21 protein-coding genes and 1 pseudogene are annotated in these 23,443 nt (G+C 64.9%); 7 read left to right on the top strand and 15 right to left on the bottom strand.

Annotated elements, in window-relative coordinates; genetic code table 11:
• The first annotated feature begins 378 nt into the window (after positions 1-378).
• Both RJ1_RS39635 and RJ1_RS39640 read left to right on the top strand, forming a co-directional pair.
• Positions 379-1,308 (top strand): NAD(P)H-binding protein, encoded by a 930-nt coding sequence (locus tag RJ1_RS39635; RefSeq protein ID WP_073369102.1) that lies wholly within the window; start codon positions 379-381, stop codon positions 1,306-1,308.
• A gap of 8 nt (positions 1,309-1,316) precedes the next feature.
• Positions 1,317-1,613 carry an antibiotic biosynthesis monooxygenase family protein gene (locus RJ1_RS39640; RefSeq protein ID WP_073369104.1) on the top strand — a complete coding sequence of 99 codons (297 nt, stop codon included), beginning with the start codon at positions 1,317-1,319 and terminating at the stop codon, positions 1,611-1,613.
• Here the strand turns inward: RJ1_RS39640 and RJ1_RS39645 are convergent.
• From RJ1_RS39645 to RJ1_RS39705, 13 genes are all read right to left on the bottom strand, one after another.
• A complete protein-coding gene (locus tag RJ1_RS39645) occupies positions 1,589-1,993 on the bottom strand; it encodes a hypothetical protein (RefSeq protein ID WP_205415353.1) in 405 nt (134 codons plus the stop codon). The two genes, RJ1_RS39640 and RJ1_RS39645, sit on opposite strands and share 25 nt — an antisense overlap.
• The gene (locus RJ1_RS39650) at positions 1,990-2,235 is read right to left on the bottom strand and encodes a hypothetical protein (RefSeq protein WP_073369106.1); all 246 of its coding nucleotides are present in this window, start codon (positions 2,233-2,235) and stop codon (positions 1,990-1,992) included. Before RJ1_RS39650 ends, RJ1_RS39645 begins: the two co-directional genes overlap by 4 nt.
• Positions 2,236-2,394: 159 nt before the next feature.
• Positions 2,395-4,143 (bottom strand): sigma-54-dependent Fis family transcriptional regulator, encoded by a 1,749-nt coding sequence (locus RJ1_RS39655; protein ID WP_073369108.1) that lies wholly within the window; start codon positions 4,141-4,143, stop codon positions 2,395-2,397.
• Positions 4,144-4,419: 276 nt separating this feature from the next.
• Entirely contained in the window at positions 4,420-5,790 is a 1,371-nt protein-coding gene (locus tag RJ1_RS39660; RefSeq protein ID WP_073369110.1) for an FAD-binding oxidoreductase, read from the bottom strand.
• A gap of 51 nt (positions 5,791-5,841) precedes the next feature.
• Positions 5,842-6,168: a putative quinol monooxygenase gene (locus tag RJ1_RS39665; protein ID WP_073369112.1), complete on the bottom strand. Its 327-nt coding sequence runs from the start codon at positions 6,166-6,168 to the stop codon at positions 5,842-5,844.
• Positions 6,169-6,267: 99 nt separating this feature from the next.
• On the bottom strand, positions 6,268-7,917 hold the full coding sequence (gene groL / locus RJ1_RS39670) for a chaperonin GroEL (RefSeq protein WP_073369114.1): 1,650 nt from the start codon (positions 7,915-7,917) through the stop codon (positions 6,268-6,270).
• 42 nt (positions 7,918-7,959) lie between these two features.
• Positions 7,960-8,985: an NAD(P)-dependent alcohol dehydrogenase gene (locus RJ1_RS39675; RefSeq protein ID WP_073369116.1), complete on the bottom strand. Its 1,026-nt coding sequence runs from the start codon at positions 8,983-8,985 to the stop codon at positions 7,960-7,962.
• Positions 8,982-9,725, bottom strand: coding sequence for an iron-sulfur cluster assembly protein (locus RJ1_RS39680; protein WP_073369118.1), 744 nt, complete (start codon positions 9,723-9,725; stop codon positions 8,982-8,984). Before RJ1_RS39680 ends, RJ1_RS39675 begins: the two co-directional genes overlap by 4 nt.
• On the bottom strand, positions 9,722-10,768 hold the full coding sequence (locus RJ1_RS39685) for an amidohydrolase family protein (protein ID WP_073369119.1): 1,047 nt from the start codon (positions 10,766-10,768) through the stop codon (positions 9,722-9,724). Before RJ1_RS39685 ends, RJ1_RS39680 begins: the two co-directional genes overlap by 4 nt.
• A gap of 78 nt (positions 10,769-10,846) precedes the next feature.
• Positions 10,847-11,188 (bottom strand): propane 2-monooxygenase effector subunit MimD, encoded by a 342-nt coding sequence (gene mimD, locus RJ1_RS39690; protein WP_073369121.1) that lies wholly within the window; start codon positions 11,186-11,188, stop codon positions 10,847-10,849.
• Complete coding sequence (locus tag RJ1_RS39695) at positions 11,185-12,291, bottom strand: aromatic/alkene monooxygenase hydroxylase subunit beta (protein WP_073369123.1); 1,107 nt, start codon at positions 12,289-12,291, stop codon at positions 11,185-11,187. Before RJ1_RS39695 ends, mimD begins: the two co-directional genes overlap by 4 nt.
• 51 nt (positions 12,292-12,342) lie before the next feature.
• Positions 12,343-13,386, bottom strand: coding sequence for a 2Fe-2S iron-sulfur cluster-binding protein (locus tag RJ1_RS39700; protein ID WP_073369125.1), 1,044 nt, complete (start codon positions 13,384-13,386; stop codon positions 12,343-12,345).
• Positions 13,387-13,468: 82 nt separating this feature from the next.
• Positions 13,469-15,103: a ferritin family protein gene (locus RJ1_RS39705; RefSeq protein WP_073369127.1), complete on the bottom strand. Its 1,635-nt coding sequence runs from the start codon at positions 15,101-15,103 to the stop codon at positions 13,469-13,471.
• A 319-nt stretch (positions 15,104-15,422) separates the two neighbouring features.
• Here RJ1_RS39705 and RJ1_RS39710 point away from each other — a divergent pair, with 319 nt between their 5' ends.
• Both RJ1_RS39710 and RJ1_RS39715 read left to right on the top strand, forming a co-directional pair.
• A complete protein-coding gene (locus RJ1_RS39710) occupies positions 15,423-17,081 on the top strand; it encodes a sigma-54-dependent Fis family transcriptional regulator (RefSeq protein ID WP_501193862.1) in 1,659 nt (552 codons plus the stop codon).
• A 114-nt stretch (positions 17,082-17,195) separates the two neighbouring features.
• On the top strand, positions 17,196-18,653 hold the full coding sequence (locus RJ1_RS39715) for a catalase (protein ID WP_073369131.1): 1,458 nt from the start codon (positions 17,196-17,198) through the stop codon (positions 18,651-18,653).
• Between the two features lie 186 nt (positions 18,654-18,839).
• Here RJ1_RS39715 and hisC read toward each other — a convergent pair whose 3' ends face one another.
• Both hisC and RJ1_RS39725 read right to left on the bottom strand, forming a co-directional pair.
• Complete coding sequence (hisC, locus tag RJ1_RS39720; protein WP_073369133.1) at positions 18,840-19,922, bottom strand: histidinol-phosphate transaminase; 1,083 nt, start codon at positions 19,920-19,922, stop codon at positions 18,840-18,842.
• The gene (locus RJ1_RS39725; protein WP_073369135.1) at positions 19,919-21,601 is read right to left on the bottom strand and encodes a nitrite/sulfite reductase; all 1,683 of its coding nucleotides are present in this window, start codon (positions 21,599-21,601) and stop codon (positions 19,919-19,921) included. The genes hisC and RJ1_RS39725 overlap by 4 nt, the downstream gene beginning before the upstream one ends.
• Before the next feature lie 105 nt (positions 21,602-21,706).
• Here RJ1_RS39725 and RJ1_RS39730 point away from each other — a divergent pair, with 105 nt between their 5' ends.
• The 3 genes and pseudogenes from RJ1_RS39730 to RJ1_RS48350 form a co-directional block, all read left to right on the top strand.
• Positions 21,707-22,534: a sulfurtransferase gene (locus RJ1_RS39730; protein WP_073369137.1), complete on the top strand. Its 828-nt coding sequence runs from the start codon at positions 21,707-21,709 to the stop codon at positions 22,532-22,534.
• A gap of 6 nt (positions 22,535-22,540) precedes the next feature.
• Positions 22,541-23,233: a hydrogen peroxide-dependent heme synthase gene (hemQ, locus tag RJ1_RS39735; protein ID WP_143048874.1), complete on the top strand. Its 693-nt coding sequence runs from the start codon at positions 22,541-22,543 to the stop codon at positions 23,231-23,233.
• A 129-nt stretch (positions 23,234-23,362) separates the two neighbouring features.
• A pseudogene (locus RJ1_RS48350) lies at positions 23,363-23,443 on the top strand (MarR family transcriptional regulator); the annotation flags it as partial.

Below are 23,443 nucleotides of genomic sequence, written 5' to 3' on the forward strand. Positions count from 1 at the left end.
GACTAGCGAGAATCCACCCGAACACCCCGGACCGGAGCCCACACCCACGGTTCCGGTGTCGGGGTGCTCGCGAGGGATGGCGGCGTCACCGACGTCTGCGTCGTGACGCGTATTTCTCGGCCGCAGCCGCACGTTCACATTCGGGCCGTGGACAGCATCAATCATGCGAATCCGTGTCTTACTCGATGGGTAGCTGACGTGCGCCGTCTTGTCGTACTGTCGTAGAAGTGCAGGTCGGCGCCGGAGTGCGTGCGCAGGCGCGCATCTCTGTGTTTGTTGCGCCGGTAGAACCAGGAGGTTCACGGTGACTGTGGCGGGTATTTCGGTATCAACGGGGCAGTCGTGGCTCCTGAGTGACGCGGACAGCGAGATTCGGTCATGAGTGACCGGGCGCCGTTCCTGATGACCGGTGTGGGCGGCGGTTACAGCAGTATCAGCCGCCTGGTCGCAGAGCTGCTGTTGCGCAGTGGTGAGCCCGTGCGGGCGATGGTTCATCGCGATGATGGCCGTGCCGACGCACTACGGGAGCTGGGAGCCGAGATTGTCGTCGGCGATTTGACCAGCCCTGGCGACGTCTCTGCGGCATTGGCGGGCGTGACGCGGATGTTCTTCAACATGAGTGTCTCCGCGGACTATCTGGAGGCCGCCGCTGTCGTCTGCGCCATTGCCGACGAGCGGGGCGGTCTCGAGGCGTTGGTGAACATGTCGCAGATGACGGTGTCGCAGATGACGTCGACCAGCACCGACGAGTCTCGGCACCAACGACTGCACTGGCTCGCCGAGCGCATCATGAACTGGTCCGGTCTGCCCGTCTTCCATGTCAGACCCACGGTCTTCCTGGACAATCCGCTGTTCACCGTCGTGGCGAGCCGTTCCGTCGCCGAACGCGACGTCTTGGCCTTGCCGTTCGGTACCGGCAGGACATCTCCCATCGCCGCCACCGACGTAGCCCGCGTCATCGCCGCCATACTTCAGGATCCAGCAGGCCGCCTCGGGCGTGTCTATGAGCTGACCGGCCCCGCCGTACTGGACATCGACGGCCTCGCCGAGCAGTACACGCGTGGTTTGGGTCGGCCGGTAGCGGGATCCGATCTGCCCTACGGCAACTTCGTGGAACTGATGGGCGCTGTGCCCGGTATCTCGTCGCACACCGTGCAACACCTCCTCACAGTTGCGACACTGCACCGCGACGATCGCTACAACCGACTGACCACCGACGTCGAGGACGTGACCGGGCAGCCCGCGCAGTCGGTCGAGCAGTACGTCGCCGCACACCGCGAGCTGTTCTCGAGGGCTGCCGCCGGGTAGTGTGCTGAATGATCTTGGAGCACGCACTGCTGTCTGTGGCACCCGCGAGGGCCGAGGAATTCGAATCCGCATTCGGGCAGGCCGAGTCGATCATTTCGGCGATGCCCGGATTCCTGCGACTGCGATTGTCACGCGGCCTCGAGCGACCGAACGTCTACCTCCTGCTGGTCGAGTGGGAAGAACTCGAAGACCACACCGAAGGCTTTCGGCAATCGAGTCGGTATCAGCAGTGGAAGGACTTGCTGCACCACTTCTACGATCCCTTCCCGCTCGTAGAGCATTACGCCCCTGTCCGCGAAGTGTGATGATACGACGCCTCGCCGAGGCTCGCGCAACATGCGGACACCAGTCTTGTGGTGGCCGGGCTTCCGCCGTCACCACAGGACGGGCAGACCATCGTGACGGTCTGTGCGATCTCGTCGACGGTGACGGTGAGGGGGACGGCGCACCGGCGGCACCACCTGTGTCGCGTGACGGCGTTGACGTGGGTCGGCGACGCGACGCATTGGTGGATCCACCGTCGGTGCAGCGGGCACGTCGTCCGGTCGACGGGGGACAAGCGCCGCGCATCCTCAGCGGCGTCTTCCCGGGCCAGTCGATCACGCAGCGTGCTCGCACGGGACCGTCCCACCCCTGATGGGCGGCGGAAACCCGGCGCGGACCGGATCGCGCAGGAGGTGGTCACGGTGTCACCTCGACGAGATCGAACCGGGAGTGCAATTGCGCCCAGGTCGCCCGGCGACGGCCGTCGTGGGTGCGGTAACCGCTGCCCGGCTCCGGAATCCAGGTCCGCATCAGATCGTCACGTACCGTGGGACGGTCGGCGGGTTCGCAGGTGTGCGCCAGCGCGGCGACCAACCACACTCGGGAGGTGGTGCTGCCGGGGGATACCGAGTGGGTATCCGCGCCAAGCGGGTTCGTGATCATGGGTCGTCCTCACGTCGGTCCCGGTCGCGTATGCATACTCGAAAACGGTTGCCCCTCAACGAGTTGCTGATCCGCGTGGGATTCTCTGTCTGACCTCATGATCCGCCGGCTACGGTGTGGCGGACGTCTCATTTCCTGACACTGGTGGCGCGGACGACTTCAGATGTCGATGCCGAATTCCTTGATTTTGCGGTAGATGGTGGCCCGTGAGATGCCGAGAGCTGTTGCTGCGGCTTTCTTGTTGCCGTGGTTCTCTTCGAGGCTGCGCACGATGGCGTCGCGTTCGAGGGCTTCGATCTGTGTGAGTGTGTGTCGGCTCAGCGCTCGGCACATCGGGGGTAGCTGCTCGACCTCGACGACACCGGAGCGCTGACGCTGGACCACCTCGTGCAGAACCTGCCGGAGCTCGGTGACGTTTCCGGGCCAGCTGTACTTGCAGAGTTGGCGCATCGCCGCAGGCGAGAGGGACAAGTCCGCGCCACGACCGAGCTGTCTCAGCAGGTGCGGTACCAAGCTGTGGAGATCGTCGATGCGATGACGCAGCGCGGGCATGGTGACGGTATGGCTGAAGTGGGGAAGGATCAGTGTGTCGACATCGGTGTTGTGATCGGTGCCGCCGATGGTCGCGCCGATCCATCCGGCGTGCTCGCGTCCTTGGATGAGGTCGGCGACAACCCGCTGCTGTGACTCGCCGAGGAGGTCGATGTCGCGCAGGATGACGCTGAATCGGTCTTGACCGAGTTCCTGTTCGAGTGCCGACAGGGCGGCGCCGTCGCTCGCGAGTTCGGGCGCCGTGAAGATCCGTGTGCGGATGGGAATATGTTCGATGGCAGCAGCTTTGAGGGCTGATCCGCGGCCGCTTCCGGCTTCGCCGGAGACGGTGACCCACTGTTGTTCGCGCGCGCAGCGTGCGATGTGCTGGCAACTGCGGCGCCAGGACACGCTGCTACCGGTGATTCCGGGCAGGACGCGGATGCTCTCGAGGGCGGGGGATCCTGATGTGGGGATCTCGAGCAGATGTACGTAGAACAGGGCCATCTGCCTCCGGGCCCCCAGCCCGAAGTCCTCGATCGATGACAGCCGGGCCGTCTGCCCGCTGGGCAGGGCGACAATGTGTCGTTGGGTGGCGGGCGCGCCGCTCAGATCGACGGCGTGTTCGAGCAACGCACCCTGATCCTGGGCATCCAGTGCCACGCGTAGTTTTCGGTTGACGAGAACGACGTCGTCTCCCAGCGCCAACACTCCCGTTTGGGGTGACCGCCGGCAGGCCTTCAGATAGGCGTTGAGTAACGCGGTCTGGTCCGCACTGGCCTGTGCCAGGAGGCGGCCTTCGATCTGAGCCGTGGCGGATTTGGCGAGGGTGGCCAACAGCGGGCCTCCGTCCTCGACCCAGCCGGTGAGATCAAGTGCACCGACGAGGGCTCCGGACATCGGATGGGTGATCGGGACACCGGCGCATGCCAGTTGCCCGAGGCAGTCGGCGTAGTGCTCGGCGCCGGTCACGAGGGTGGGCTGACGGGTTTCGAGCGTGGTGCCGATGCCGTTGGTGCCGGCGAATTCTTCCGAGTAGCTGTAACCGGGTATCAGTTGGACGTCGTCGAGTGTGCGATTGAGTCGTCGACTGGCGGTGATCCTGGTCAAGATCACTCCGTCAGCCGAGGTCAGGATGACGCTCACTGGTTCGTCGACCAGTCCGTCCGCGAGCTGCCGCAAGACGGGTTCGGCTGCTGCCACGAGAGGGCAGTCCAGATTCGGCTCTCGCACGAACGGGAGGTCGAGCCGATCCGGGCGTACCTTGAGCGACTTCGATCGCTGCCACGAGTACGAGATGGGCTGGCGAACGGTGCTGTCGAGGTCGTTGTCGACGAGGAACAGCTCTCGCGCCTTCTGTAAATCCTTGCTGGTCATGCTGTATTTACGCCCCGATTCTCCACGGTTCACGTAGTTGAGAGTACGTCGTCTCGATGTGAGACGGGTCTCAATATGAGCTCAATATGAGACGGGGTGGTGGAGGTCAGTGCGACGGGCCGTGCGTGGTTTCGACGCGCGCGCTCGGCGGGGTCGGACGGGCGCCGGTGAGTACTGCCAGGACGCAGGCGAGGTCGGTGATCGTGAGGGTACTCGGGGCCGGGGGAGGACCGGGTTCGGTGCGGGGCCGGCCGCGCCGTCGCCCCGGTGTCGTCGTCATATCGCGCGTCCCGGGTTCAGAATTGCGGTGGGGTCGAACACTGCCTTGATCTCTGTCATCAAGGACCTCTCCACCGAGCCGACCATCGGTTCGAGGTAACGGCGTTTGAGCTCGCCGACGCCGTGCTCGCCTGTGATGGATCCGCCGAGCGCCAGGCACCGCGTCACCATCTCGTCGAACGCTTGGTGGGCCCGGTCGGCGGCGTCCGGATCTGCTGCGTCGAAGACGATCGTGGGGTGGAGGTTGCCGTCGGCGGCGTGCCCGAACGTGCCGATCAGCATGCGGTGGCGGTCGGCGATCCGGGTAATGGCGTCGAGCATCTGGGGGAGCCGGGGCACCGGCACTGCCAAGTCGTCGAGCAAGGTGCTGCCGCGGCGTTCCAGGGCGGTCAGTGCCACACGGCGGGCCTGCATGAGGGCGTCACCTTCGGCGGGGTCGGTGCTCACGTACAACTCGGTGGCCGCGGCAGCGCGGCATGCGTCCGCGCTGCGCTCGGCCTCCGCCTCGGCCGCGTCGCCGTCACACTGGATCAGTAGCAGCGCGCCGGCTGTGTTGTCGAGGCCCATGTGGGTCATGTCGTTGACGGCCGCGATGGTGGTCTGATCCATGAGTTCGACCAGGCTCGGGTCGGCCACCGCCTGAATGTCCATCACCGCGTCGACTGCATGGACGGCGTCGGAGAAGGCGGCGACGACGGTAGCAGTGTGTGCCGGTGTCCGGCGCAGCCGCATCGTCGCTTCGACGATGACTGCCAGGGTGCCCTCTGACCCGACCAGCAGTCGAGTCAGGTCAAATCCGGCGACATTCTTACGGGTGGCGGCGCCGGTGTGGATGATTCGGCCGTCGGCGAGCACCGCCGTGATCCGGGCGACATGGTCGCCGGTGACCCCGTATTTCGCGCAGCACGCTCCGCCGGCATTGGTCGCGAGGTTTCCCCCGATCGTGGAGATGTCGCGACTGCCGGGGTCGGGGACGTACCACAGTCCGCGCTCAGCCACCGCGGCGGCGAGGTCACCGTTGACCACTCCCGGCTCGACCGTGGCGGTGCGGGACTGTTCGTCGATGGCGAGGATGCGATCGAGTTTCTCGGTGCTGAGCACGATGCACCCGTCGATCGCGTTGGCCCCGCCGGCGAGGCCGGTGCCCGCGCCCCTCGTCACGACCGGAATGCCCTGTCGGTGAGCGACTTTCAGGGTCGTCACGACGTGGTCGGTGGTTCGGGCGCGGACCACCGCGATCGGATGGCCGGAGGGGGAGAGCAATGATTGATCGCGGGTGTAGGCGATCATGGTGGCGCTGTCGGTCACCACGGCATCGCCCAGTGCCGCAACCAGTGCCGCGACGGGGCCGGTCGTCACCACGGTCATTCCTTGTCCTTTCACAGTGCTGTATTCCGTCAGGGTGTGCACCACACCGGGTTACCGGCTGATCTCCAGTTCGCCCATGTGTGACCAGTCGGTGCCGGGGAGGTCGGTGTGGATGATGCGCGGTGTCTCACTCAGTGCCGGGCGCATCGCGTCCAACCCTTCGCGGAAGTGGTCGGTGTTGACGTGGTCGGAGCCGGCCTGCCCGTCCTCGAACGCCTCGATCAGCACGAATTCGGTGGGATCATCGGCGCTGCGGTGCCATTCGAACCAGAGATTGCCGGGTTCGGACCGGGTCGCGTCGGTGAATTCCTTGGTGACGAGCAACCAGTCATTCTGGTGCTTGTCGAGGACCTTGAACTTGACGACGATGAAAATCACAGTGACTCACTTTCTTTCGGACGAATGCCCCACCGCTGGGACGCGGGGGAGTGGGTCACCGCCGCGCAGGACGGTCGCGGCGGTGACCCACTGGCTGCTTCAGTAGATGTTCGACGGACGGATCATGCCTTCGGCGAGATCGCCGAAGCCGGGTGCCATGATGGCACCGGGATTGCCGATCACTTCCTCCACGACGGCGGTTTCGGTGGTGATCAGCAGTGCCGCGATGGAGGCCGCGCTTTCGAGTGCGGCGCGGGTGACCTTGAACGGATCGATTACCCCGTCGTCGAACATGTCTCCGTATTCACCGGTGAGGGCGTTGAATCCGTGGCCGAGCGGCAGACCGGCGACCACCTCGACGACCTCGTCGCCGTCGAATCCGGCGTTGATCGCGATCCAGCGGAGCGGTTCGGCGAGGGCTCGGCGCACGACGTCGCACCCGATCGCTTCGTCTCCGGCCAGGTCGAGATCGGCCAGTGCCCGGTGCGATTGCGCCAGCGCGGTGCCACCGCCGGAGACGATGCCCGCCTCCACTGCGGCGCGGGTGGCGGCCAGGGCGTCGTCGACGCGCAGCATCCGCTCCTTGAGCTCGACGCTGGTCGCGCCGCCGACGCGGATGACGGCAACTCGTCCGGTGAGCCTGGCGATGCGCAGTTCGAGGCTTTCCTGGTCGGCCTCGATCTTGGCGCGCTCGAGCTGGGACTCGAGCTGGGCGATGCGGGCGTCGAGCAGGCGCTGGTCCCCGTGGCCCCCGACGATCGTGGTCTCGTTCTCGGTCACGGTGATGCGGTCACACGAACCGAGGTGCTCGACACCGACTTCGGACAGCTCGATGCCGGTGTCCTTGGCGATCACATGCCCACCGAGTGCCACCGCGAGGTCTTCGAGCTCGGCGACGCGGCGATGTCCGAAACCAGGGGCTCTCACCACCACCGACTGCATCGTCTTGTGCATGTTGCCGCCGACGAGCAGTTGCAGGGCCGGCCCGTCGACTTCCTCGGCCAGCACCACCAGGGGCCGGTCGGCTCGCTTGGCCACCTCGATGCTCGGCATGATGTCCTGCACCTGGGTGATCTTCTTGTTGGTCAGCAGGATCAGCGGATTGGTGTGCACCGCTTCCATCCGCTCCGGGTCGGTGACCATGTAGCCGGAGATGTAGCCGTGGTCGAACTCGATGCCGTCGACGATGTCGACCGACAGCCCGAGGGTGTCGCTCTCCTCGGTGGTCACGACTCCGGACTTGCCGACGTAGTCGACGGCCTTCGAGATTGCGTGTCCGATCACTTCGTCGTCGCTGGCGGCGAGGGTCGCGATCCGCTGCAGATCGCTCTGTCCCCCGATCTGCGAGGCCTGCTCGCGGAGGGAATCGACGACCACGGACACGGCCCGCTCGATACCGCGGCGTACCCGCATGGGGTTGGCGCCGGCGTCGACGGACCGCAGCCCTTCGCGGACCATGGCCTGGGCGAGCACGGTTGCGGTGGTGGTGCCGTCGCCGACCACACCGTTGGTCTTCATCGCCACTTCCTTGACCAGCTGGGCGCCCATGTTGGCGAAGGGTTCGCGGAGCTGGATCTCGCGGGCGATGGTCACGCCGTCGTTGGTGATCGTCGGCGGTCCGGTGAGCTTTTCGAGCACCGCGTTCCGTCCCTTGGGGCCGAGGGTCACCTTGACCGCGTCGGCGAGGGCGTTGACGCCCTGCTCGAGTCGTGCTCGGGCGTCCGTGTTGTACCGCAGCTCTTTTGCCATGGCTGATGTTCCTTTCGTTCTTTCTTTCGCGGAGGGATGCGGCTAGGGGACGAGAATCGCCCGGCCGCGTACCCGCCCGGCATCGAGATCGTCGAGTGCTTGCTGGAAGTCCTCGAGCCGGTACCGGGTGGTGTGCAGCGTGACCTTGCCCTGGGCGGCAAGGGTCATGAGCTCCTGCAGGTCGTTGTAGGAGCCGACGAGATTTCCGATGAAGTTGATCTCGGTGGAGATCACATCGATGGTCGGGACGTCGATGTTCTCGCCGTATCCGACGACGTAGTAGTTCCCGGCGCGACGCAGCATCGCGATCCCTTCCCGGGTCGCGCCGCCCTCACCGACGAAGTCGACGACGGCTTCGGCGCCGTGTCCGCCGGTCAGGTCGAGCACCTGCTGGATGTGGGTGCCGTCGGCGACGATTCCGTGGTCGGCGCCGATCTTGACGGCGAGTTCGACGGCGGCGGGGTTACGGTCGAGCACGACCACGGTGACACCGGAGATGGCCTTCAGGACCTGGATGCCGATGTGGCCGAGTCCGCCGGCTCCGATCACCACGCATACGTCTCCGGGCCGAGTGGTTTTCGCGGCCTTGGCGACCGCGTGGTATGCCGTCAGGCCCGCGTCAGCGAGGGCGGCGACGTCGGCCGGCTCGAGCGAGTCGTCGATCCGGACCACGCTGCGGGCGGTGGTGCGCAGGTATTCGGCGTACCCGCCGTTGACGTCGATGCCGGGGAACGTGCTGTTCTCGCAGTGGACGTCGTCACCGAAACGGCACGCCCGGCACAACCCGCACGTGATGAGCGGGTGCAAGATCACCTTGTCGCCGACCGCGACGTTGGTGACGGCGTCGCCCACGGCGTGGACCCAGCCGGCGTTCTCGTGGCCGATCGTGTACGGCAGAGCGACACCGGACTTCTCCTCCCACTGCCCTTCGAGGATGTGCAGGTCGGTGCGGCACACGCCGGCGCCGCCGATCCGCACGATGACATCGAGCGGGCCCTCGACCGTGGGTTCGGGAATGTCGGTGAGCTGCAGTGTGGTGTGGTATCCCACCACTTGCACGGCCTTCATCGCGGGCTCCTGGTTCTGAGGTCGGTGATTCGCGGTGTGGCGCCGACGGATTCGCTGTCGGCGTAGCGGGTGGCGAGCAGGCCGCGGCAGAAGTGGGCGTTGCCTTCCATCGAGATGCGCACCGACTTGGCGAAGCGCAACCGCATCGGCACCGATTCCGGGGGGATGCGCTTGCCGTCGTCGTCGACGAACACCCGGCTGGCCGGGCAGAGGCTCAACCCGATGCCGATCCGGCGACGCAGCAATGCGGCCTTGGCCTTTCCTGGAGCGAGGTCGCCGAGGGTGAGTCGGTAGATCTCGTTGACCCCCACGTCGGTGGTCTTCAGGTGCACCTCGACGCACCGCTCCATCGCCGCGGAGTGCGCCTTGGACAGGAATGTCCGGCGCAACTCGTGCAAACTTTCCTGTGCCTCGGAGCCGAACGTCCCGACGTATCCGGCGTCGGCCGCGAGGCCGGCGTTGATCTTGTCGCTGTCATGATGGTCGTCGAGCAACACCCGCACCTCACGAATGTCCTCGATCACGCGCAGGGCGTCGAGAGCATCGGAGGCCATGAGGTAGGCGAAGTTCGGCGAGCAGAACGCGGTGGGCAGCCGCAGATGCACGGTGACGCCGGCGTCGTCGAGGGCGACCGACCGGACGAACCCGAGATCGGTGATCGGCTCGTCCAATTCCGGGTCCGTGACCGTCGACAGGGCCATCAGGACGTCCTGTTCGGTGCAGACAACGGCGGCGGTCATGACGACACCGTCTCCCGCGCCCCGGCAGCGACCTCCACATCTTCCTGCCCGGCCGGCTCGGCCAGTTGCAGGTCCGCGGGAACGTCGATGTCGTACAGCGCGGCCGCGTTGAGGCCGAGGATCTTCTGCTTCTGCAGGGCGGTGATCGGGGCGTACTCGCCGAGCATGTCCTCGGGGATCTGGAAGTCGACGAACTTCTCGATCAGCCACTTCGGGGTCCACAGCGCGTAGTCGCTGCCGAACAGGATCTTGTCCTCGCCGATCCAGTAGAGCAGCTCGCCGATGATCTGGGCGAAGTACCGGGGCCGGGTGTGGATGAACGGCAGGGCCACCGCCAGGCCGCCGTACACGTTCGACTCCTGGGTGGCGATCCAGCAGAAGTCCTCGAGCCGCGGCAGGCCCACGTGCTCGACGACGAATCGCAGGTCCAGGTAGTCGGTGGCGACCTTGTCGACGTCGGAGACGTCGAAGGCGTCCCGGTCGAGAGGGCGGATGGTCGGGCCCTTGTGGACGTGAATGTTCTTGATGCCCAGCTCGATGCACTCTTCGAGGTAGCGCCGCGACCACGGATCGTCGAGCTTGTATCCGCGGGAATCGCCGTGCCACTCGGCGGTGTAGAGCTTGACGCCCTGCAAGTTCATCCGGTCGGCGTCCTTGCGGAGTTGCTCGAGGCCGGCCTCCTCGTGGCGGGGGTCGTAGGCGTGGTTGTAGGTGAGCTTTCCGGGATGCTTGTCGACCAGGGCGAGCGCCTCGTCGGTCTGCCCGAATCCGTTGACATAGAAGTCACTGAGCAGGGTGGCTTGGAAGATCGCGTGGTCGACGTATCCGTCCACGAAGAGGTCGCGCTCGAAGCGTTCGCTGCCGTAGTACGTGTAGGTGTCGTAGTCCCACACGACCTCTTCGGGGCTGAGGTTCTTGTGGTAGTCGTAGAAGCAGTCGATGAACTGTTTGCCGTGCACGTTCTTCTGGTTCGACTCGCGGCCGTCCCAGATGTGTACGTGGCCGTCCACGATGAAGTACTTCTGACCGTCCTTCTGATACATCGAGTCCTCGCTTGGTTCTGGTTGCGGGTGGGCTGGCGGGCGTCCGGGGCCACCGGTGTGACCCCGGACGGGAAGGGCTTACGGGGCGGTGAGGTCGAATCCGATGTACTCGGCGGCGTCTTCGGGGCTGGCGAACAGCAGGGTCTTGTCGTCGAGGTGGACCATGCGCCCGTAGTGGGTGGAGCTGATCTCCTCGAAGACGGAGCCGTCGAAGTCCTCACCCAAAGCGTCGGTGAGTTCGTCGTAGTCGAAGCTGAGCAGGCGCTGGCCGTCGACGCGGATCATCGATGGATATTCGGTCAGCTCCACGCCGTCCTTGTCGCCCATCACTTCCGCGACGACCCGGCCGATCGGGGTGTTCATCAAGGTGACGCCGCACATGTTGGAGAACTCGGTGGACGATCCGAATTGCATGCTCACTTGTCCAACTCCTTGGGGATGTCGAGCCCGATCTCCTCGAGCAGGGAACGGAACTTCGCTGTGGCGGCCTCGAGACTGTCGGCGAAGGTGACGGCCTTGTCGGCCGGTTGCGACCAGATCGGTTGCAGCGCCCGGGCGGCGTCGAGGCACCGGGGCACCCAGGTGGCCAGCCAAGTGCCGAACAGCTCCTTGTTCGATTCCCCGTGCTCGGGGTCGCGGGTGAGCAACCGGAACAGGTTGCGGGTGTAGGCGAGGTCGCGGTCGTAGTCGTGCTCACCGGTGCCGACGATCGTGGGCGTGATGTAATCGCCGTTGCCGGCGGCGATCTGCATGACCAGTTCGGTGCGGAACAGCGAACCGACCAGCTGTTCGAAGACGATGTTGGAGCCGAACAGCAGCTCACACCAATCCGGAACCGCGGTGAGCTGCTCGACGACCTCACGGGTGGGCTGCCACTCGGGCGCGGACTGCCAGACCTCCTTGTGTGCGGCGCCGTCGAAATCGTCGGTGGCCTCGGACAGATCCAGATTGAACAACGCCAGGTCCTGGGCGAAGCGCATCTTGTGGGCGGCGTTCACCGCGACGGCGGTGTTGATCATGTTGGTCGGCCCGGAACGCTGGATGGAGGTGAACACGTGCAGCGCCAGACCGTTCTCCGCGTGCATCCACGCACCCAGGTTGCGGGAGACGAACGTCAACCACGGAGTGTTCCAGGCGTCGTAGACCCGGGCGCGCTTGGCGTTGGACAGGCACAGTTCGACCTGGTGGACAACCTTGGAGTTGTTGCGAAATATCGTCTGGTCCCACTCCTCGTTCGGGTCGAGGAAGGCGTGCCAGTTCGACGACTTCGCGGCCGTCCACTCCTGCGGGTACCCGCCGGGGCCGTCACCGAAGCCGTAGATCCAGCCCTGGGACAGGTGGCGGTCGGGGTCGGGTTGGACGTCGACGGTCACGTCCTCGTACATCGTCGACCGCTTCTTGGCCGGCGTGTAGTAGGTGAAGGAGCGGCTGCGGGAGCTGGGGAACTCCAGCGCACCGGCTTCGGAGTCGGTGAACTCGATCTTCGGAAAGCTCCGTTGCTTGGGCTCGGAGGTTGCGGTCATCTCGTTTCTCAGTTCTGTCGGTGAAGCAGGATGGTGGATTCCTCGGGGCGCCTACTCGAAGGCGGGGCTGGTGAACTTGTCGTAGAAGATCTGGTCGTGCGGGGTGTCGGTGGCCTCGAGCAGAGCGAGCGCAGCGTCGACCATCGGTGGTGGTCCGCACAGGTAGACCTCGGTCTTGCCGATGTCCGGTTCGCGGCGGCTCACCACGTCGGTGACATTGCCTTCTTCGACGACGATCGACCCCGCGGGCTGCGGGTCCAGCGATTCCGACAGGCAGGCCACGAACGTGAAGTCCGTCAGTTCTCGTCCGAGGTCGAGGATCTCGTAGACGTAGAACAGGTCGGCGGGAGTGCGGGCACCGTAGTAGAAATGCACCGGGCGCGAGTTGCCGGTCTCGCTCATGTGCCGCAGGAGAGAGAGGACGGGGGCCATCCCGGCCCCGCCTCCGATCAGGACGATCGGCAGGACGTGACCGTCTTTGAGCGTGAACGACCCGTACGGGCCCGTCAGGGCGATCTCGTCGCCGACCGAGATGCCGTCCTCGAGCAGGCCGGCGAACTTTCCGCCCGGGTACTTCTTGATGAGGAATTCGATGTGGTCGGGCGTCGATGGTGTCGTTGCCATCGAGAAGGACCGGTGTTCCTCGGTCCCCGGGATCTTCAGGTCGGCGTACTGGCCGGGTCTGAACTCGTATGCGGCGGGTTCGACGGGCTGCAACCGCAGCGAGACGATGTCCCTGGTCATCGACTCGATTCCGGTCACCTGAGTGAGTACATCCTGGATGGGGATGCCGCCGAGAAGTTCGTCCTCGTCGAAGTTGAGCAGTTCGATCGTGCAGTCGCTGTATGCGGTTGAGCGGCAGAGCAGTACGTGCCCCTCGTCGACTTCGGCGTCGTTGCACGCAAACGTCGAGTAGTTCTCCATCTGGATATCGCCGTCCAGGACGAACGATTTGCACGCCGAGCACCGCCCCTCACGGCAGCCGTGCATCAGGTGGATGCCTTGCCGGAATGCGGCATCGAGGATGTACTCGTCTTCGCCGACTTCCATCTCGATGTCGACGGGCTCGAAGTTGATACGGTGCTTGTCGGCCACGGGCCATCTCCTGGGCTCTGAAAGTGTTGTGCTGGTTGCGGTGGGCGGCGCCGTAGTGATCAGGCGCCGCCCACCGAGCCGGTCACGCAGGAACGGTGCTGCCTGCGCGGTATGCGGCGATGTGGGCGTCGCGTTCGGCGTCGGACATCTGGTTCAAGAGCACGTTCGGGCTCTGGAAGGTGTTGCCCCGCACATCGTCGAGGGTCCACATCTTCTTCGGGTCGTCCAGATCGAGGTGCGGCTGACCGACGAGGGTCTTGCCGTCGTCGCGGACGTACCCCAGGTCGGAGACGATGTCGGCGAGGTCCTTGCCGTGGTGCAGGGTCTCCCATTCACGGAACCCGGTGAGTCGTCCCATGTTCGGGGTCGGCTTACCCTGGTACTCCTCGCGGAACGCGACGGCGTCGGTCCAGTAGCAGGTTTCCGAGCAGTAGGTCCGCCACTGGTTGTCCACCTTCTCCACGACCATGTCTTCGCGGATGAGGGCGGGCACCATGCAGGTCCAGCACCGGTGCGGGTACTGGTACCCGACCTCTTCGAATGCGATCGGCTTGTTGCGGCCGGGGTAGGCGAGCCGGTTGTACTCCTCCCACCACTTGCCGTACTTCGAGTACCAGCCCGGGTACTTGTGTTCGAACCACTCGAAGTCCTTGTCGGTCATCGCATCGATCCGCCAGTAGTTCACCGGCCAGCCGGTGGCGAAGAACCGTGCCACCTCGTGGACGTAACCCTTTTCGGTGATCCGCTTCCACGCCTCCTCGACCAGATCGTGCGGAATCGTCAGACCGTACTTCTCGAGCGGGATGAGGTAGCTGCGGTAGTAGTCGTCGTAGATCCACCGCCGCCACATCTCGGCGTAGCTCTCCCGGTCCTTGCGGCGGTCCTTGGTGCCGTACTCGATGAAGGTGCCGATCGCGGCGTCGACGACGCAGTGGTTGTTCCACCACGCGTACCGCAGATCGCGTTCGAGCAGTGGACGGTTTCGCTCGTCGGCGAGGGCCATCAGCAGGATCGAGTAGCCGTTGGAGATGTGCCGCGACTCGTCCGACTGCACCGAGTGGAAGACCGTCGGCAACAGGTAGTCGCCGTTGGCGGCGGCCTCGTCGGGCATGGCCACGAACAGGGTGTTGGTGAACGCGGTTTCGGCGACCACGGTCAGGTAGATGTTCGCCGAGGTGATCGCGTCGCCGGTGATGAACCCTTCACCGAACTGCCGGCCGATGGTGCCCGCGTAGTTGTTCGCGAACGCCTTCTCCGTCATGTCGAACCCGGCGGGATCGATGTAGTTGTTCATGTACAACTTCTTGAGGTTCATCTGGATCGTCGAGTGACGAACCTCGTCGATCATCTGTACCGCAAGCCCGTTGTGGATTTCCGGGTTGGGCACGGCGTCGATGGCCATCGGCATCGCTCGGGCGGCCGAGATCTCCGGGAACGGAATGATCGACAGGAACAGCTTCTGCCATTCGAGCCACCGCTGCTGCACCTGGCGGAACATGTTGCCGCGGATCGCACCGTCCATGGCGCCGTACACGCGGTTGTCCTTCTCTTCCTCCATCGGGAAGTAGGACCGCATGATCTGCTTGAGAGGGTCCTTCTTGGGGGCCTTCTCGAAGGTGTAGTCGGTTCCGAACCGGGTGGCCGGGGTTGCGAATGTCGGATCCCATGACAGTTCGGTGATCTTCGCGTGGGCCTTTGTCAGGCTTTGCCTACTCAATGTGCGCCTCCTGAATCGGGTGCCGGCCGGGTGCCGGCGGTGGGGATGTCGTGCGATCGATTGAACCCCGTGACTCAGCTCTCAACCGTCTCAGTGTGAGACGGATGTCACATCCAGGTGGGTGGCGGCTGCCTACACTGACCCCGCGCCGCGGCAGACCCTCACACCCCTCGATCAGCCGACACGGGAGACCAGCGTGACCCCACAGCCGTCCAGCACGTCGCACCACCGCACAATCCCGAGGTCGAACTCCGAATTGGTTCCGGCCGATGGGGCACCTACGGGACAGGACCACCTTCGTCCGAGAAATTGGCTCCGGGTGTCCTGGTCGCGCTCTCGACAGGCATTGGGCGACGACGACCGCCCCACCGCCGAGTACGTCGATCGTGCGTCCACCGATACGGTGCTCGAGCGAGCCGCGCGGTCCGTGATGCCGGCGTTGACGGAAGGCATCGAAAACGAGCCGGTGTCATTGATTCTCACCGACGCCAACGGCATCGTTCTCTCCCGAGCCGGGGGCGATCGCACCTTGTTCACTGCACTCGACCGAGTCGACCTTGCCCCGGGCTACCGCTATGCCGAATCCCAGGTGGGCACCAACGGAATCGGCACCGCGCTGGAAGTCGGTCGACCACTCCTCGTGGACGGAGACCAGCACTTCAGTGGTCCGCTCCGGTCCTTCTCCTGTGCGGGAGCGCCGGTGACGCACCCGGTCACCGGAGCGATTCTCGGTGTCATGGACCTGACCACCGCCGCGCAGAACTCCAACGCCCTGCTGCTGTCCTTCGCCACGCTTGCCGCAGCCCGCCTCCGTGAGCGCGTGCTCGGCGACGCATCGGAATTGGACCGTGCACTCTTCAGTGCCTATCGGTCGGCATGCCGGCGTTCCGGCCGCCCGGTCATCGCCGTCGGCGACGAGGTCGTGATGATGAACTCGCAGACCAGACAAGAATTCGACTCGCCAGACCAGATGGCGATTCTCGAACGCACCCGAGACATCGGCGGCGAAACGAACTCGGTCACCATCCTCACAGACCTGCCGAGTGGGACGATGGCACGCCTGAGTTACGAGCCGGCATTCGCCGGCAGCAGACTGGCCGGAGGGATCGTGCGGATCACGAAACAGGTTCCTGCCAGGCACCTTTCCCTCCTCGAGGTCAATGCGTCCACCCCGCCCTCGCTCGCCGGTACCAGCCCGCTCTGGCGGCACACGGTCCAGGCAGTTGTCGAGGCCGGCCGTCGGCAGGACTGGCTCGTTCTCGACGGGGAACCCGGCGTGGGCAAAACCGCCGTGATTCGAGCGGCACACCAGCTCGTTCCGGAACGCGGACTCGCCGTTCTGGACGCGACCGAACTCGGTGCCGACGACGTCCTCACCCAGGCCTCCCGCGAACTGGACAGCGAATCCGACCTGGCGATACTGCACGCACACACGCTGGACGAGGCTCATCGCGCCGCGCTCGCTGACCTGCTGCAGGACCTTGCATCGCAGGGGTCACCCCGTGCACCGTGGGTGGTGCTCACGCGGTATCCCCAGGACTCGACCGATACCAGCCCACTGCTGCGCATGTTCCCCAAGTCGGTCACGGTGCCACCCCTCCGGCACCACTTGGACGACATTCCCGATCTGGTGCGTAGCCTGCTCGACACGCTGGGAGCCACCGACCTCACCCTCGCGCCCGCCGCTTTGAACCAACTCGCGCGACTGGCGTGGCGCGGAAACGTCACCCAACTGAGGAAGGTGCTCGCGGACATCTACCGGCGGCAACGGTCCGGCGTCGTCGAAGTCGACACCCTGCCTCCCGCATGTCGTTCCACGACACGCCGAACGTTGACCAGGTTGGAGGCGCTCGAGCGCGACGCGATCGTCGACACACTCACGCTTCACGCCGGCGACAAGACCGCCGCCGCCACCGCCATCGGCATGTCCCGAGCAACGATCTACCGCAGGATTCGCGAATTCGGAATCGTGCTCTGAAGGAACCCGCACCGAGGTATGTCAAATTGAGACACCGGTGCGCTAGTCCCTGAGGGATGCTCTCGCCGAACCATATTCGCCCGCCCAGCCCCGGGTGTCAGACAGGAGAAATCGATGACCAACCCGAACGGACTCACCACAGTCGCCGGCGCGCCGGTGCCCGACAACCAGAACAGCCTCACCGCGGGCGCCCGCGGTCCAGTGCTCCTGCAAGACGTTTGGCTCCTCGAAAAGCTCGCGCACTTCGACCGCGAAGTCATCCCCGAACGCCGCATGCACGCCAAAGGCTCCGCGGCCTTCGGCGCGTTCCGCGTGACCCACGACATCACGGCGCACACCAACGCCGCCGTCTTCTCCGAAGTCGGTAAGCAGACCGAAATCTTCATGCGATTCTCCACCGTTGCCGGCGAGCGTGGCGCCGCCGACGCCGAACGTGACATCCGCGGATTCGCCGTCCGCTTCTACGCCGAGCAAGGCAACTGGGACGTCGTCGGAAACAACACCCCCGTCTTCTTCTTCCGCGACCCGCTCAAGTTTCCCGACCTCAACCACGCCGTCAAGCGCGACCCGAAGACCAACCTTCGCTCGGCGGAGAACAACTGGGATTTCTGGACCAACCTCCCCGAGGCCCTGCACCAGGTCACCATCGTGATGTCCGACCGCGGCATCCCCGACGGCTACCGGCACATGCACGGATTCGGTTCGCACACCTATTCGTTCGTCAACGACGCCGGGGAACGCTCGTGGGTGAAATTCCACTTCCGCACCCAGCAGGGCATCAAGAACCTCACCGACGAGGAAGCCGCCGTCGTCGTCGCCGGCGACCGCGAGTCGGCGCAGCGCGATCTCTTCACCGCGATCGAGGAGGGCAACTACCCGAAGTGGACCCTCTTCGTGCAGATCATGCCCGAGGCCGACGCCGACACCTACCGCTACCATCCATTCGACCTCACCAAGGTCTGGTCCAAGAAGGACTACCCCCTCATCGAGGTCGGCGAACTCGAACTCAACCGCAACCCGGAGAATTACCACGCCGACGTCGAGCAGGCCGCCTTCTCCCCGGCGAACATCGTTCCGGGAATCGGCTTCTCCCCGGACCGGATGCTTCAAGGCCGACTGTTCTCCTACGGCGACGCCGCCCGCTACCGACTCGGCGTCAACCACCACCAGATCCCGGTCAACAGCCCGCGTGGCGCAACGCACGTCAACTCCTTCCATCGGGACGGCGCCATGCGCGTCGACGGCAACCAGGGCAGCGTCCCGAGCATCGAACCCAACTCCCACGGCCGATTCGCCGACCAGCGCAGCTACGCCGAACGGCCGCTCGGAGTGGGCGCCGTCGCAGACCGGTTCGACTACCGGGCAGACGACGACAACTACTTCGAACAGCCCGGCAACCTCTTCCGCTCCATGAGCGCCGAACAGCAGACTGCGTTGTTCGAGAACACCGCTCGTGCCATTGCGGGAGCCTCGGTCGCGACCGTCGAGCGGCACATCGCGAACTGCACCCAGGCCGATCCCGCCTACGGCGAAGGTGTGCGAAAGGCCTGTGAAGCCCTCGGCGCCCTCTGAATCGCGGCATCGCGCCCGTGAACCCGGCGGCGCGCCTGGACAGGACTCTGAACTGGGTACAGAGTTCGCGCGTCGCCGTGCGAGCGTGCCGTCCACCGCATCGCGGAGGTGGTGGACGGCATGCCGCGTTTCCTGCAGGTCGGTGCCGCGTTATCCGCGGCCGTCGGGTAGTGGTCGGGCGTAGAGTTAATCGACCGGTGCCTGTGAGTTGACCAGGGCATCGACGTGCGCGAGTAGGTGATCGTTCTCGATTCTGCTCCCTACGGAGATCCGGATCTCCTGGGATCCGACCTGCCTCACCAGTACGCCATGATTCGCTAGGTGCCGTACTGTCGTCGCAGCGTCGTGTTGTCGGGGGAGGAACAGGAAGTTCGCCTGGCTCGGAATCGCCTCGATGCCGGCAGTAGACAACGCTCGGAAAAGGCGGGACCTCTCGGAGACCGTTGCGGTGATGCGGGATTCGAGTTCTGAGGCGATGTCGGGTTCGAGGCACGCGAGGGCGGCTGCCTGGGCCGGCGACGAGACGGCAAAGGGAACCCGAACCGCCTCGAGGAGACGGCAGACCTCCGGTGAGGACAGTGCATAGCCGATGCGCAGTCCGGCCAGACCCGCCGACTTCGACAGCGACTTCAGAACGGCGACGTTGTCGAATCGGCTGAGGAGTCGGATACCACTGGCCGCGTTCGGATCGGTCACGAACTCGCGGTAGCACTCGTCGAGGACGATCAGTAGGTCTTCGGGCACCGCCTCCACGAATGCCTCGAGCGCGGTGTGGTCGACGGTCGTGCCGGTCGGGTTGTTGGGCAGACAGAGAAACACTACTCGAGTGCGGTCGTCGATGGAGGCGAAGATGCGATCGAGGTCGGGTCGGTAGTCAGGCGTGAGTGCGACCCGAACGGGAGTCGCTCCAGTCAGCAGCGCCGCGTGTTCGTAGCTCGAGAAGGATGGCCACGGGTATATGACATCGGTCTCGGGACCGGTGCATGCGGTTGCGATGTTTCGAATGAGACTGCTCGAGCCGCTGTCGACGACTACCTGATCGGTCGAGAGGCGCCATCGCTGTGCCAGAGCCTCGGTCAGGTTCCTGCTCTCGAAGTCCGGGTAACGGTTCGCGTGCGTGATGCCGGCGCACATTGCCGTCCGCACCCTGTCGAGCGGAGGAAAGGGCGATTCGTTCGACGCAAGCATCGCCAACGGACCAGTGACGGGCCCGGAGCGGCCAGGCACGTAGCGGTCGATGTCGAGGACGCCGGGGCGATGCCGAATCATGCGAGGTCGGTCTCGGTGGCACGCTGAACCCAGGACGCGAACTTTTCCGAGTCGACGCGATCGGCCACATAGCGGCGAACCACACGCTCGACGTAGCCAGCCACGTCGGTCGCAGGCAGTTTGTGGCCGCGCAATTTACGTCCGAAACCGGTGTCCATCCCGAGGCTGCCGCCGAGATGGACCTGGAACCCTTCGACCTGGTTCGACCGGGCATCGGTCACGATCATGCCTTTCAGTCCGATGTCGGCTACCTGAATGCGGGCGCATGAGTTGGGGCACCCGTTGAGGTGCAACGTGATCGGATGCTCGAGCTGCTCCTGAATGTCGGCCAGTCGTTCTTCGATCTCCGCGATCACGCTGGCGGCCCGGGCTTTGGTCTCCACGATCCCGAACTTGCAGAACTCGATGCCCGTGCATGCCATGGTGCTCCGTCGCCAGGGTGACGGGTTCGCCGGGAATCCGAGAATCTCGAGGCTGGATTGAAGTGAACCGATCTGCTCGTCGGGCACGTCGAGGATGACCAATTTCTGCATCGGGGTGATGCGGACCCGCCGGGATCCGGATGTCTCTGCCGCTTGTGCCAAGTCGATCAGCATCGCGCCGCCGACTCTGCCGACAACGGGCGCGATTCCCACGGCGTGGAGACCGTTCTTCTGACGTTGAATACCGACGTGATCGCGAGGTTCGTCGAGTGGCTCGGGCGCCGGGCCGTCGATCATCGGGTGTCCGAGGTACTCGGTCTCCAGTACGTCACGGAACTTCTCGACACCCCAGTCCGCGACGAGGAATTTCAGGCGTGCCTTCGCCCGCAGTCGCCGATACCCGTAGTCGCGGAAGAGGGAGACGATGCCGATCCACACGTCGGGCACGTCGTCGAGCGATACCCACGCGCCCAGTCGTTCGCCGATGCGAGGATTGGTCGAGAGACCGCCTCCGACCCAGACATCGAGTCCCGGACCGTGTTCCGGGTGTTCGACACCGATGAAGGCCACATCGTTGATTTCGTGAACGACGTCCTGAAGGCCGGAGATGGCGGTCTTGAACTTGCGCGGCAGGTTGGAGTATTCGGGGTTCGCGATCAATCGGCGGGTGATCTCGTGCAGGGCCGGCGTGGCGTCGAGGACCTCGTCGACGGCGATGCCGGCCATCGGCGAGCCGAGGACCACCCGCGGGGTGTCACCTGCGGATTCGGCGGTCGTGAGGCCCACATTCTCGAGCCTCCGCCAGATTTCGGGGAGGTCCTCGACCCTGATCCAGTGCAGCTGAATGTTCTGGCGGTCGGTGAGGTCCGCGGTGTCGCGGGCGAACCGCCGGGAGACTTCCCCGACGACGCGCAGTTGTTCGGTGGTCAGTGCCCCTCCATCGATGCGGATCCGGAGCATGAAGTGCTCGTCCTCGAGCTCTTCCGGCGGCAACGTGGCGGTTCGGCCGCCGTCGATGCCGGGTGCGCGTTGGGTGTAGAGCCCCCACCAGCGGAACCGGCTTCGCCGATCGGTGGGGTCGATGCCGTCGACACCGGTATGGCAGTACACCTCTTCGATCCGCTTGCGCACGTTGAGACCGTCATCATCCTGTTTGACCTGCTCGTTCACATTGAGCGGCTCGCGTTCGCCCTGGGCCCATTGCCCTTCGGCACGCGGGGTCTTCGCCCGGGCAGGACGGTTCTTCGGTGTTGTCATCGGTGCTCCTCGGAAACTTTTGTGCTCCAAACTGTAGCGTAGGCGAATAGATCGTGCATTAATTATATGTGCACACCCCGGTTGCCCTGATCTGAAGGATGAACGATGAGTAGAAGCAATTTTCTGGTCGACGCCGACTGGGTCGTCGAACACGGGCACGACCCCGACGTCGTCCTCGTCGAGGTGGACGAGGACACCGCGCAGTACGAGAAGAACCACATCGAGGGTGCCGTCCGCATCGACTGGAGGCGCGATCTTCAAGATCCGGTACGCCGCGACTTCATCGACCAGCAATCGTTCGAGAGACTCTTGTCCGAGAGGGGAATTGCCAACGGCGACACGGTGATCCTGTACGGCGGGAACAACAACTGGTTCGCGGCCTATGCGTACTGGTACTTCAAGCTCTACGGCCACCGTGACGTCCGGCTGCTCGACGGTGGCCGTAAGAAGTGGGAGCTCGACGCTCGGCCCTTGTCGAGCGAGACGGTCACCCGACCGGCCACCAACTACGTGGCGTCCGAGCCCGTGTCGGGAATCCGGGCGCACCGCGACGAGGTGATCGAGCAGATCGGGAAGAAGAGCATCGTCGACGTCCGGTCGCCCGACGAATTCTCCGGCAGGATCCTCGCCCCGGCGCAGTTCCCGCAGGAACAGCCCCAGGTTCCGGGGCACGTCCCGACTGCCCTCAACGTGCCGTGGTCCAAGGCTGCCGCTGACGACGGCACCTTCCTCGCCGAGGACGAACTCCGCGCCCTGTACGCCGATGCGGGCCTCGACGACACGAAGGACATCATCGTCTATTGCCGGATCGGTGAACGGTCGGCGCACAGTTGGTTCGTGCTCCACGAACTGCTCGGCTACCCCGAGGTTCAGAACTACGACGGCTCCTGGGTGGAGTACGGCTCGCTGGTCGGCGTTCCGGTCGAGAGGTAGCCCGCCTTGACCAGCTCCCGCTTCACCGCACTCAATCAACGCGTGCGGTTCATGATGTTCACCGTGTTCCAGGTGGTGCCCGGCGCGCTTCCGGATTTGCGCGACGACGTCGTGGAGGAGGCGCACGCCTACTTCGACGCCATTGCCGATTCCGGTATCGCGATCCGCGGAATCTACGACGTCGCAGGACTGCGCGGAGACGCCGACTTCATGATCTGGACGCATGCCGACACCATCGAAGGATTACAGGCCGCCTATTCGGGCTTTCGACGCTGCCGACTCGGTCGGGCATGCACGACGGTGTGGAGTGCAGCCGCACTCCACCGGCCGGCCGAATTCAACCGCAGCCACATCGCTGCATACGTGGCAGACGAGGAGCCCGGACGGTTCGTGTGCGTGTACCCCTTCAACCGGTCGCTCGAGTGGTATCTGCTGCCGGACGCCGAACGGCGACGGCAGCTCGCAGAACACGGCCGAGCGGCGCGCGCCTACCCGGACGTGCGGGCCAATACCGTGAGCTCCTTCGGGTTGAGCGACTACGAGTGGATCCTCGCCTTCGAGGCTCCGGAACCGAGCCGGATAGTCGACATGATGCGAGACCTCCGCGCCACCGACGCGCGCCGCCACGTACGGCTGGAGACGCCGTTCTTCTCGGGCCCGCGTACCGACCTCCATGCCCTCGTTGCACGACTACCTTGACGACCGCCCACTACCGCCAGAATGATTCGTGCAATATTAGTTATTGCACGAATCAGTCTGGTTGTCATGGTCGCATGACCGCAGACCTCGCGCTCTGGGAAAGGCCCCGATGGCGGTCAAGGAGATCGGGAGGCATCCGGACTGATCACGCGCACCCGCAGCCGCGCCGACGAGCGGCAATTGGATGTCGAATTCACCGAAGCCGGTGTC

It is taken from the genome of Rhodococcus jostii NBRC 16295 (assembly GCF_001894825.1).
Lineage (GTDB): Bacteria > Actinomycetota > Actinomycetes > Mycobacteriales > Mycobacteriaceae > Rhodococcus_F > Rhodococcus_F jostii.